Genomic DNA, 10,488 nt, shown 5'->3' with positions numbered 1-10,488 from the left:
GGCCCGGCCGGCGGGGCCGTCCAGGAAGCGGTCGGCGAGCGCGGTGCCCGTCTCCCGCAACAGCTCGTCCGACGGCTCCCTGCGGAGCCGCCACAGCAGATCGGCCGTGCGCCGGCTCGGTGCCTTCGGTACGTGTGAGGTTCTGACGCCCCCGATGTCGCACGTCACGTTCGTGGCGCCGATCGACAGCTTGATCACGTGAGCCCCCGTCGCGTTCGCGCCTGCGCCCGGTCCTGATCACCCGTATCACTCGTATCACCCGTACGCGGTCCTGCGCGGCCAGGATGTCGGGTGTACGCCTCCGAGGCAATCACGCCAACTGTGCCTCCTGCCATACTGAGTTCATGTCGGACGCCCCGGAAGAGCCCCCGCAGCCGAACGCGGTGCGGGTCAACGAGGCCGGCCTGCTCGAGTACTTCGACGGGGAGGTCTGGGTGCCGTACGTGGACCTGCCGGACGGCGATCCCGGTCCGCTGGGCGTCGTGTTCCGCAGAGAGTCGCCGTGAGCGCTCCGTCGACGGCCGGGGACTCCGGCGCGGCGGTCCTCGACGCCCTGCCCTCGCCGCTGGACTCCGTCGCCGACAGCCGGGAGGCCGCGCGGTGGACCCTCGCGTCCACCGGCGCCGTCGGCGCGCTGCTGCTCGGCGGGGGCCCGTTGCTCGCCGTGGGACGGATCGAGGACTGGGCGCACGCGCTCTGGGCCGGAGGCGGCCTGCTCGTGGCCCTTCTCGGCATCGCCTGGGCGATGTGGCAGACCAGTGAGGTCCTCGTACCGCCTCTGACCACCCCCGCGGTCCTCGCCTCGCCGGCCCTGCAGGGGCTGCGCGAGCAGCTCGACGCCGCGCCCGGCTACTACTTCGGCTCCGTGGCCACGGATGTCGAGGGCCTGCTGCGGCACCGCCGGATCGCCATGGAGATCTCCCGGCGGATACCGACCGCCGGAGCGGAGGAACGGGCGGCCCTGGAGCGCGGGCTTGCCACGGCCCACCGCAACATCGCGCGGACGGACCCGTACCTGCGGTGGCTGCTGGCGACGGCTCACGCGTGGATCGTGCGGGAGAAGCTGCGCAAGGCTCGGCGCCACACCTTCCTCTCCGCCGTTCTCGTCATCACCGGCGCGGTGGTGTTCCTCGGCGCGACCGGGCGTTGAGACCGCTTCACGGCCTCCTCGATCGTCCGCGTTCCCGCCGTGCCCCGGAGCAGAGCCTCCGGCTGCCGCACCCCTGTTCTTCCGCTTCGCCCGCCGTGCGGCCCTCGCCGCGGCAGCCTTCCGTTCGAGCCGCTCCGTCGGCAGGCGTACGCGAGCCGCCCTCTCCACGCCGGTCGGACGGCGACCACGAGGGTTCGGCCTGAACAGCGTCTGTTCGGGCGGGTCGTCAATGTGCCTCGTCGGAGTCGCCTTGGACACCGTGGAGAGTTCTACGCGCGATGAAATGAGCGCCGGTACATCGGAAGACACCAAGCGGAATCTTCCCTGTTGGAGCTATGCCACAACCGTTCGGTAGGAGGCGAAATACGCCCTCTGACCAGGAGATGATTCCCGACGCACTGTCCAAAAAAGCAAGAGGAAAAACCCATGCGACCAAGACCTTTCGGCATGACCGTCTCCGTGGCCGCATTCGGACTGCTGGGCTCCCTCGTCACCGCCTGCGGCTCGTCCGAGAGCGATGCGACGACCCTGCGTCTGGTGGCCCCCGAGTACGGCACCGGCCCGGCGACCAGCTCCAAGGCGTACTGGGACAAACTGACCGCCGCCTTCACCGCCGCCCATCCCGGCAAGAAGGTCGAGGTCACGCTCTACCCGTGGGCCGACATCGACCGCGAGGTCACCCGCATGGTCGAGGGGGACGACGCCCCTGACGTGGCCCTGATGGGCGCGTACTCCGACTTCGCCGCGCAGGGCCGCCTCTACTCCGCCAGCGAGGTGCTGTCCGTCAGGGCGGAGGCGAACTTCCTGCGGCCGCTCGCGGCGGCGGGCACGATCAACGGCAACCTGTACGGCCTGCCCTTCGTGGCCAGCAGCCGACTGCTCTTCTACAACGAGGAGCTGTTCGACGAGGCCGGAGCGAAGCCGCCGAAGACCTGGTCGGACCTGAAGGCGGCGGCCAAGGCGCTGAAGAAGGACGGCGTGCTCTACCCGTACGCCCTGCCGCTCGGCCCCGAGGAGGCACACGCCGAAGCCCTGATCTGGGAACTGAGCAACGGCGGCGGGTACACCGACGAAAGCGGCGGCTACAACATCGCGTCCGAACAGAACGCCGAGACGTTCAACTGGATCAAGGACAACCTGGTCACGCCGGCCCTCACCGGCCCGATCCCGCCGGCCCAGCTCAACCGGCAGGACGCCTTCGCCGCCTTCCTGCGCGGCGACGTCGGCATGGTCAACGGCTACCCCTCGCTCCTGCACGAGGCGAGGGCGAAGGGCATGAAGGTCGGCACGCTGCGGATGCCGGTGTCGGACACGATGGGTGACGAGCGGACGCCGCCGGCGGCGGGCGTCGCCGACTGGATGATGGCCTTCAGGCACGACGGCAACCACGAACTGGTGAGGTCGTTCCTGGACTTCGTCTACGAGGACAAGAACCTGAGCGACTTCGCGGAGCGCTACCACCTGTTGCCGTCGACGGTGTCCGCCACCGAGGCGTCCCAGTACGCCGCGGCGGACCACAGCGCCGAGCAGTTCCTGACCGCACTGCGCAGTGCCCAGCTCTACCCGGTCGACGAACCGTCCTGGCTCCAGGCGAGCAACACCATCAAGCGCAACATCGGCAAGGCCGTCGCGCCCTCCGCCGACCCCAAGGCCGTACTGGAGCAGATCGCCCAGCAGGTCAAGGACGAAACGCAGCAGAGGTAGCGGTCTCCGGAACCCGCGGAGACCGGCGCGGCGTCGACCCGACGCCTCTGTCGTCGCTCGCGAAGCACCCACAAGGTGCGCGGGGCGACGACCGCCCCCGTCCCGTCACCGGTGCCGTCGGCCCTCTCGGCCGGGTGCCCGCCCTTCCGCCCGCGACTAGAATTGTCCGTGATCGGCGGTTCGCACCGCTTCGGAAAGTCGGCGGTGGAACTCGGCGGCGACGATCCCCCACGAAATCGACACCTCGGGCACTCCGGGAACGGAAGCACGAGACGTTTCCCGGGTCTTCACGGGGAACACCTTCAAAGTTGACATGACCACTCCTAGCCTGCCGGTTGCACCGCTCCCGTAGCCATCACCCTCAACCGGAGGTAGTCGTGCCCGGCGCGCCCAGAAAACGCCGCACCGCCCTTCTGTCCACCCTCGGCCTCGCGGCCGCGTCGATCGGCCTGTGGGCCGGCGTCGGCGGCACGTCGCAGGCCCAGGCCGCGGCGACCGTCCCCACCCCCGACCACGTGGTCGTCGTGGTCTTCGAGAACCACGCCTACAGCCAGATCATCGGCAGCTCCAGCGCCCCGTACATCAACTCCCTGAAGGCCGGCGGCGCCAACCTCACCCAGTCGTACGGCGAGACCCACCCCAGCCAGCCGAACTACTTCGCGATGTTCTCGGGTTCCACCCAGGGCATCACGGACGACTCCTGCTACACGCCGGGCTTCTCGTCCGCGCCGAACCTGGCCTCCGAGCTGATCGCCGCGGGCAAGACCTGGAAGAGCTACAACGAGACGCTGCCCAGCCAGGGTTCGACCACGTGCAGCAGCGGCAAATACGCGCGCAAGCACAACCCGTGGTTCGGCTTCTCGAACGTCCCGACCTCGTCGGCGTACACCATGACGCAGTTCCCGACCGACTACACCACGCTGCCGCAGGTGTCCTTCGTGGTTCCGAACCTGTGCAGCGACATGCACGACTGCTCGGTCTCCACCGGTGACACCTGGCTGAAGAACAACCTGGGCGCCTACGCGACCTGGGCGAAGACCCACAACAGCCTGCTCGTCGTGACCTTCGACGAGGACAACCGCCTCGCCGGCAACAAGATCGCGACCGTCCTCTACGGCCAGCAGGTGGTCCCGGGCTCCACGTCCGCGACCACGTACAACCACTACAACCTGCTGCGCACGATCGAGGACATGTACGGCACCACGCACGCCGGCCAGGCCGCCAACGCCGCCCCGATCACCGGCATCTGGACGCCCTGACGTGTACGTAGCGGACAGTCGCAGCACCCCCGCGACGGCCGCGACGGCCGCCGCCCGGGACCTCGGTCCCGGGCGGCGCGCCGCCGTCGCCCCGACCGTGCTCGCGCTCGGCACGGTCAGCCTCGTCACGGACGTGTCCTCGGAGATGGTCACGGCCGTGCTGCCGCTCTACCTGGTCGCCGGGCTCGGCCTCTCGCCGCTCGGCTTCGGCCTGCTCGACGGCGTGTACAACGGCTTCAGCGCGCTCGTCCGGCTCGTCGGCGGCCATCTCGCCGACCGCGGCGGCCGACACAAGACGGTGGCGGCCCTCGGCTACGGCCTCTCCGCACTGTGCAAGCCCCTGCTCCTGGTGGCGGGTTCACTGCCGCTGATCGGCGCCGTGCTCGCCGCCGACCGCACCGGCAAGGGCCTGCGGACCGCGCCGCGCGACGCGCTGATCTCGCTCGCGTCGCCGGAGGAGTCGCGCGGCCGGGCCTTCGGCGTGCACCGGGCGATGGACACGGCGGGCGCCCTGATCGGCCCGCTCGTCGCCTTTCTGATCCTCCGCCAGGTGGCGGACGGCTACGACGCCGTGTTCACGGTCAGCTTCTGCGTGGCCGCGGTCGGCGTGCTCGTCCTGCTGCTGTTCGTACCCTCGCGTCCCCAGCCCCCGGCCGTGCCGGCGGAAGGCGCGCCGCGCGCTTCGCTCAAGGCCGCGCTCGCCCTGCTGCGGGTGCCCGACGTGCGCCGACTCGCCCTGTGCGCCTTCCTGTTGGGGCTCGCGACGGTCAGCGACTCCTTCGTCTACCTGCTGCTGCAGCGGCGCCTCGGCGTCACCGACCGCTGGTTCGCGCTGCTGCCGATCGGCACCGCCGCCGCCTTCCTGCTGCTCGCCGTGCCGCTGGGCCGGCTCGCCGACCGGGTCGGCCGCCGGCGGGTGTTCCTCGGCGGCCACGCCGCCCTGCTGCTCGTGTACGGGGCGCTGCTCAGCGGCTGGCAGAGCCCCGCGCTCCCCTATCTGGTCCTGGCGCTGCACGGCGGTTTCTACGCGGCGACCGACGGCGTACTGATGGCCGCGGCGGCCGGCTCCGTACCGGCCGAACTCCGGTCGTCCGGGCTCGCGTTGATCCAGACCGGGCAGGCGCTCGCCCGGTTCGGCTGCTCGATCGCGTTCGGCGCGGCCTGGACCGCGTGGGGTGACCGCTGGGCGGTCGGCGCGGCGACGGCCGTGCTCGCGGTGTGCGCGGCGGCGGCGTTCGCCCTGCAGCCCGCGGACCGGGACACCGCCTCGCCCACCCCCGCCGTTCCGGAGGAAACGCCCGTATGACCATGCGCGACAAACTGCTCGTCCTGCTCGCCGCGCTCGCCGTGCTCGGCGGTGTGGCCGCCGCGTCGCTGCTGCACGCGGCCGACCGGGCCGCCGAGAAGGACCGCCCGCAGGCGGGCGGCCCGGTGATCGGATCCGGGCGGGTCTCGCTCGCGGCCGGCGCCGACCGTCGGATCGTCTTCCGCAACATGGCCTGGGGTCCGCACCGCGACGAGCTGGTCACCGTGCCGGCCGGCACGCCCGCCGGTCCACGGACCGCTTCCGGGGTGAAGTGCCTGCGCTTCCACGCGGCCGGTGGCACCGGGATCTGTCTGCAGGCCGTGCGCGGCGCCGTGGACGACACCTACCGGGCGGTCGTCCTGGACTCGGCGCTCAAGGAGCAGGCCCACTACCCGCTGCCCGGCATCCCGACCCGCGCCCGGGTCTCGCCGTCGGGCCGACTGGTGGCGTGGACGGTGTTCGTCGGCGGCGACTCGTACGCCAGCGCGAGCTTCTCCACCCGTACCGCCGTCCTGGACACCTCGACGGACCGGCTCACCACGTCCCTGGAGGAGTTCCGGGTGGTGAAGGACGGCAAGGAGTACCACGCCGCCGACACCAACTTCTGGGGCGTCACCTTCTCCCGCGACGACCGGCACTTCTACGCCACCATGGCGACCGCCGGCCAGACCTACCTGGTGCGCGGCGACCTGACGGCCCGCACGGTCACCACCCTCCACCGGAACGTCGAGTGTCCGTCCCTCTCCCCCGACGAGACCCGGATCGTCTACAAGAAGCGCGTCGCGGGCGCCCCCGTCGACGCGCCCTGGCACGAGTACGCCCTGAACCTGGCCACCCTGCGGGAGACCGCGCTCGCCGAGCCCCGCAGCGTCGACGACCAGGCCGTCTGGCTCGACGGCCGCACGGTCTCCTACTCCCTGCCGGGCGACTACGGCGCCGACCTCTACAGCGTCCCGGCCGACGGTTCGGGCGCGCCGAAGCGCCTGCTGACGGCGGCACTGGCGCCGGCGTTCCTGAAGTGACGGGCCGGGGCCGGGGCTCGCACGAGACGGTTCACGCCCCGGTCGCCGCTCCGGGCCAGGGCCGTCATCGCGCGGGCCTCGTCCGGGCCCGCCTCGGGGCGGCGCTCGGGCGGGAGTCCGGCGGGACCCTCGGTGGCGAGGGCGGAGTGCCGCATCCGGTCGGGCACTTCGGCGGGGGCGCCGTCCGGGGCCGGCCCGAGGCGGTGGGCCGCGTGGGCGGCCCGCCGTCCGAGCAGCAGGCAGTGGATCCACAGTTCCTCGGCGAAGGGCCCGCCGAAGGTGCGGGCCACCTCCGCCGCGGGCCCCTCCGGCAGGTGCGCGTCCCTGGCTGCGCGGACCGCCTCCTCCGTGAGGCCCGTCGCCGGGAGCGCCTCGCGCCGGCGGTGGTGGCCCCGTCCGCCGTCGGGACCGTGCTGCTGGCCGACCAGGCGGATGCAGCCCTCCCCGTAGCGCATGTACGGGATCCAGCCCGGCTCCTCCAGGACGCGGCCCCGGGTGAGCAGGGGCGCGGCGTCAGTGGCCGAGGTGGGGCACACGGCGAGGCGGATGCCCTGGGCGGCGTGGCCGTTGATGCTGCCGGCGCCGATGTGCTCGACGGTGTTCGGTACGGCGAGCAGGCTCATCCGCCCGCGGCCGCGGAAGAAGACGGAGAACAGTTCGTCGTCGTGGCGTTCGTCGCGGTCGGCAGGCAGACGGCCGGGGAAGGGGGGAACTCGTCGGGGACGGCCCGGACCCGGAGGCGCCGGCGAGGGCGGCGGCGCCGTTGCGGGCGTGCCGGTTGGTGTAGTAGACGAGCGCCTCGTCGGGGAACCGGGCGGCGGCCCGGGCGACGGTCTCCAGGAACTCGGCGGGCGCGTCGACGTCGTCCTGGACGACGAGGTGGTGGCCGGCCCCCGGATCCGCGGCCGCCCACGCGACCAGGGCGGTGCGGAGGGCGGAGGGCGGGCCGTCCGGATCGGGGTCGACGACCAGGTGGTCGACCCCCAGCCGGGCGACCAGCTCCTTCGCCTGAGCGAGCCGTACGGGGTGGGTCATGACGGCCGAACTCAGGTGTGTCGTGGTCACACTGTGCTCTGCTCCGCAGCAGGGATGGTCGCCGGTCATCGTCGCAGGGCAGGCCCCGACGGGCCTCGGTCCGAGGGGAGTTCGGCCGGATCAGTGGCCGTGTCGGCTCCACCCGATCCGGTGCGGTCCCCGCCCCGCGTCAGTGCCGGTGCTCCTCGCGCAGCCCCCAGGGGGAGCCGTACGCGCCCAGCAGGTCCAGGAACGGGCGGGGCGGCAGGGCCTCGGGGCCGAGGACGCCGCTCGCCTTCCACGTGCCGTCGGCGATCAGCTCCAGGGCGATCACCGGGTTGAGGGCGGTCTGCCAGACCACGGCCTGGGAACCGTACTCGCGCATCGTCCACTCGTTGTCGACGACGTGGTACAGGTACACCTCGCGCGCTGCGCCGTCCTTGGTCCCCTTGACCCAGGTGCCCGCGCAGGTCTTGCCCTTCATGCGGTCGCCCAGCGTGGCCGGGTCGGGCAGGCAGGCGGCGACCACGTCGCGCGGGGAGACCTGCAGGGGCCCGTCCGCGCCGGGGACGGTGACCTTCGCCGTGGAGTCGAGCCCCAGGTCGCGGAGGACCTTCAGCTTGGCGATGAAGTCGTCGCCGAGGCCGTACTTGAACGTCACCCGGCGCGCGTCCACCCAGCGGGGCATGAGGAGGACCTCCTCGTGCTCGACGTTCACGCACTCCACCGGGCCGATGCCCTCGGGGAAGTCGAAGACCTCCGGCTCGCTGAAGGGCGCCGTGGTGAACCAGCCGCGGTCCTTCTCGTAGACGACGGGCGGGTTGAGGCACTCCTCGATGGTGGTCCAGATGCTGAAGGAGGGCGCGAAGTCGTATCCCTCGACGGTGAGGTTCGCGCCGTCGCGGACACCGAGCTCCTCGATCTCGTCGAAGAGTTCGTCGGCCGCGTACCGGGCGAACACGTCCGACAGGCCCGGCTCGACGCCCATGCCGACCAGGGCGAGGCGGTCGGCCTTCTCCCAGGCCTCGGCCAGGGCGAACTGCTCGTCGCCGAGCTTGACCCCGCACTGCTCGTAGGGGGCGGTCGGGTGGGGCACGGACAGTGACATCGCCATGTCGACGTAGTGCGCGCCGGCGGCGAGCGCCGCGTGGAACAGGGGCATCACGAACCTGGGGTCGGTCGCGTTGAGGAGCACGTCGCAGTTCTCCTCGGTGAGGAGACGGCGGACCGCGGCCTCGTCGGAGGCGTCCAGGCGGTGGGCGCTGAACCGGTCCTCCTGCTCGCCGAGCGCGGCGACGGCGGCCTCCGCGCGGGCCGGGTCGTAGTCGGCGACGACCATGTGGGTCAGGAAGTCACGGCGGGCCGCGATACGGGTGACGGCGGTTCCGACGCCGCCCGCACCCACGAGAAGTACACGCATGTCACACACCATTTCGTCGAGCCGGTCCGGGCGATCGCCCGGGGACGCCTCGATGGAACACGACCCCTGCGGTTAAGGTCTACGACGTTGGCATAAGGGGCACGAGGAGCGGCGGGGTGGTGGCGCGATGCCGAAGAAGGTGGTTCCGGAGGCGGAACGGCGCAGACGGCGGCCGACCCGGCAGGGCACCGTGCTGTCGGAGAAGCTGATCGTGCGGACGGCGCTGCGGATGCTGCGCGAGCACGGGAGCGCCGGACTGACCGCACGCCGGCTCGGCGCCGCTCTCGGCGCCGACCCGAGCACCGTGTACCGGTACTTCGCCGGTCTGGACGGCCTGACCCGGGCCATCGGCGAGGAGCTGATGGGGCGGGCCCTGGACAGCTGGACCGCCACCGGGGAGTGGCGTGCCGACCTGCGGGCGCTGGGCCTGGCGATCCACGCCTCCTACCTCGCCCATCCCCAGGCCGCCCTGCTGACCGCCAGCCGCGTCACCGGCCGGCCCCGGGAGATCGAGGTGGACGAGACGATCCTCGGCATCCTGCGCGGCGCGGGCTTCGGCGACGCGGCCGCCGTCGGCGTGTACCACGCCTTCATCGACCTGGCCCTGGCCTTCGCCGCCCTGGACGCGGGCGCTCTGGCAGTCAAGGACGAGATCAGGGAGGCGGACGAGGACATGTGGACCACCACCTACGCCCGGCTGCCGGCCGAGACCCATCCCCACATCGCCGCGACCGCGCACCTGCTCGCGGACCGGATGAACGACAGCGCCTATCCCGTCGTCCTGGACACGCTCCTGGTCAGAGCGGAGGCCCAGCTGGCCGCCTCGCGGCAGTAGCGCGGGGCACAAGCGGCGCCGTGCGGCTCAGACCTCGGGGAGGGACGGGTCGGGGGTCCAGGGGTGTGGTGCGGTGGCGGCCCAGCGTTCGTGGTCCCGCCAGTCGCCGTCGATGTAGAGGTAGGCGGGCGAGACCCCTTCGTAGCGGAAGCCGAGGCGTTGGACCAGGGCCAGGGATGCCTTGTTCCCCGGCTGGATGCTGGCCTCCAGTCGGTGGAGCCGCAGTTCGGTGAAGGCGTACTGCAGGATGGCGGCGAGCCCTTCGGTCATGTACCCGTGCCCTGCGGACGGGGCGAAGGCCGCATAGCCGACGGAGGCGCCCTGGTAGCGGCCCCGGATGATCGAGTTGATGTTGACCGTGCCGGCGGCCTCGCCGGTCTCCCGGACGCGGATCAGGAAACCCAGGTTGGTGCCGTCGTCGAAGCGGCGCATCCAGGCCCGGAACTCGTCCGCGGTCGTGGGCAGTTGCATCCACGGCCGGTGCAGTGCGGAGCTGGCCCGCACGAGCGTGCAGAACTCCTCCTGGTCGGAGAGGGTGAGCGGGTGCAGTTCGACTCGTGACGGCATCGTGGGCATGGGGCAACGTTAGAGCAGGTCCTCCCCGCGTACGGGAAGGACCCCTCTCCTGCTCCACGGATGAGCCGTACCGGTCGGCTCCGGGTGTTCGCCCGGCGGCGGTCGACTCCGGGTAGTTCGCCCGGCGGCGGTCAGCTCCGGGTGTTCGCCCGGCGGCGGCGCCACCGGACGAGTGCGCCGCCGCCGGGCGAACACCCGGAGC

At 72.0% G+C, this 10,488-nt stretch carries 12 protein-coding genes; 7 read left to right on the top strand and 5 right to left on the bottom strand.

The features are described 5' to 3' along the window. A partial coding sequence (locus CCN56_RS03320) for a hypothetical protein (RefSeq protein ID WP_143664415.1) occupies positions 1 to 198 on the bottom strand: 198 nt, incomplete at its 3' end. A gap of 146 nt (positions 199 to 344) precedes the next feature. Here CCN56_RS03320 and CCN56_RS42925 point away from each other — a divergent pair. The 6 genes from CCN56_RS42925 to CCN56_RS03295 all read left to right on the top strand — a co-directional run bounded on the left by CCN56_RS42925 (position 345) and on the right by CCN56_RS03295 (position 6,441). Next, entirely contained in the window at positions 345 to 506 is a 162-nt protein-coding gene (locus CCN56_RS42925; protein WP_179199666.1) for a hypothetical protein, read from the top strand. After that, positions 503 to 1,150, top strand: coding sequence for a hypothetical protein (locus CCN56_RS03315; protein WP_086823351.1), 648 nt, complete (start codon positions 503 to 505; stop codon positions 1,148 to 1,150). The genes CCN56_RS42925 and CCN56_RS03315 overlap by 4 nt, the downstream gene beginning before the upstream one ends. A 426-nt stretch (positions 1,151 to 1,576) precedes the next feature. After that, complete coding sequence (locus CCN56_RS03310) at positions 1,577 to 2,854, top strand: extracellular solute-binding protein (RefSeq protein ID WP_086823348.1); 1,278 nt, start codon at positions 1,577 to 1,579, stop codon at positions 2,852 to 2,854. Positions 2,855 to 3,231: 377 nt separating this feature from the next. Continuing rightward, the gene (locus tag CCN56_RS03305) at positions 3,232 to 4,113 is read left to right on the top strand and encodes an alkaline phosphatase family protein (RefSeq protein WP_086823345.1); all 882 of its coding nucleotides are present in this window, start codon (positions 3,232 to 3,234) and stop codon (positions 4,111 to 4,113) included. Position 4,114: 1 nt separating this feature from the next. After that, a complete protein-coding gene (locus tag CCN56_RS03300) occupies positions 4,115 to 5,419 on the top strand; it encodes an MFS transporter (protein WP_179199665.1) in 1,305 nt (434 codons plus the stop codon). Then, positions 5,416 to 6,441, top strand: coding sequence for a TolB-like translocation protein (locus tag CCN56_RS03295; protein ID WP_086823342.1), 1,026 nt, complete (start codon positions 5,416 to 5,418; stop codon positions 6,439 to 6,441). The genes CCN56_RS03300 and CCN56_RS03295 overlap by 4 nt, the downstream gene beginning before the upstream one ends. Here CCN56_RS03295 and CCN56_RS42920 read toward each other — a convergent pair. From CCN56_RS42920 to CCN56_RS03285, 3 genes are all read right to left on the bottom strand, one after another. Continuing rightward, complete coding sequence (locus CCN56_RS42920; protein ID WP_179199664.1) at positions 6,363 to 7,064, bottom strand: hypothetical protein; 702 nt, start codon at positions 7,062 to 7,064, stop codon at positions 6,363 to 6,365. The two genes, CCN56_RS03295 and CCN56_RS42920, sit on opposite strands and share 79 nt — an antisense overlap. Then, positions 6,955 to 7,506: a hypothetical protein gene (locus CCN56_RS42915; RefSeq protein ID WP_179199663.1), complete on the bottom strand. Its 552-nt coding sequence runs from the start codon at positions 7,504 to 7,506 to the stop codon at positions 6,955 to 6,957. Before CCN56_RS42915 ends, CCN56_RS42920 begins: the two co-directional genes overlap by 110 nt. Before the next feature lie 139 nt (positions 7,507 to 7,645). Then, positions 7,646 to 8,875, bottom strand: a complete 1,230-nt coding sequence (locus tag CCN56_RS03285) for a saccharopine dehydrogenase family protein (protein ID WP_086823339.1) — start codon at positions 8,873 to 8,875, stop codon at positions 7,646 to 7,648. A 127-nt stretch (positions 8,876 to 9,002) separates the two neighbouring features. On the opposite strand from CCN56_RS03285, the gene CCN56_RS03280 reads away from it, so the two are divergent. Continuing rightward, positions 9,003 to 9,710, top strand: a complete 708-nt coding sequence (locus CCN56_RS03280; RefSeq protein ID WP_086823336.1) for a TetR/AcrR family transcriptional regulator — start codon at positions 9,003 to 9,005, stop codon at positions 9,708 to 9,710. Between the two features lie 27 nt (positions 9,711 to 9,737). Here the strand turns inward: CCN56_RS03280 and CCN56_RS03275 are convergent, their stop codons facing one another. After that, positions 9,738 to 10,286, bottom strand: a complete 549-nt coding sequence (locus CCN56_RS03275) for a GNAT family N-acetyltransferase (RefSeq protein ID WP_086823333.1) — start codon at positions 10,284 to 10,286, stop codon at positions 9,738 to 9,740. Positions 10,287 to 10,488: the final 202 nt, after the last annotated feature.

The sequence above is a fragment of the Streptomyces sp. NRRL B-24572 genome (assembly GCF_002156145.1).
Lineage (GTDB): Bacteria > Actinomycetota > Actinomycetes > Streptomycetales > Streptomycetaceae > Streptomyces > Streptomyces vietnamensis.
Note: the sequence above shows the minus strand (reverse complement) of the source record. Positions and strands in the feature narration are given on the sequence as shown.

What these genes read in the sequence shown, in the direction of transcription:
- CCN56_RS42925 (WP_179199666.1), top strand. Translation starts at nt 345, where the DNA reads ATGTCGGACGCCCCGGAAGAGCCCCCGCAGCCGAACGCGGTGCGGGTC.
- CCN56_RS03310 (WP_086823348.1), top strand. Translation starts at nt 1,577, where the DNA reads ATGCGACCAAGACCTTTCGGCATGACCGTCTCCGTGGCCGCATTCGGA.
- CCN56_RS03295 (WP_086823342.1), top strand. Translation starts at nt 5,416, where the DNA reads ATGACCATGCGCGACAAACTGCTCGTCCTGCTCGCCGCGCTCGCCGTG.
- CCN56_RS42920 (WP_179199664.1), bottom strand. Translation starts at nt 7,064, where the DNA reads ATGAGCCTGCTCGCCGTACCGAACACCGTCGAGCACATCGGCGCCGGC.
- CCN56_RS03285 (WP_086823339.1), bottom strand. Translation starts at nt 8,875, where the DNA reads ATGCGTGTACTTCTCGTGGGTGCGGGCGGCGTCGGAACCGCCGTCACC.
- CCN56_RS03280 (WP_086823336.1), top strand. Translation starts at nt 9,003, where the DNA reads ATGCCGAAGAAGGTGGTTCCGGAGGCGGAACGGCGCAGACGGCGGCCG.
- CCN56_RS03275 (WP_086823333.1), bottom strand. Translation starts at nt 10,286, where the DNA reads ATGCCCACGATGCCGTCACGAGTCGAACTGCACCCGCTCACCCTCTCC.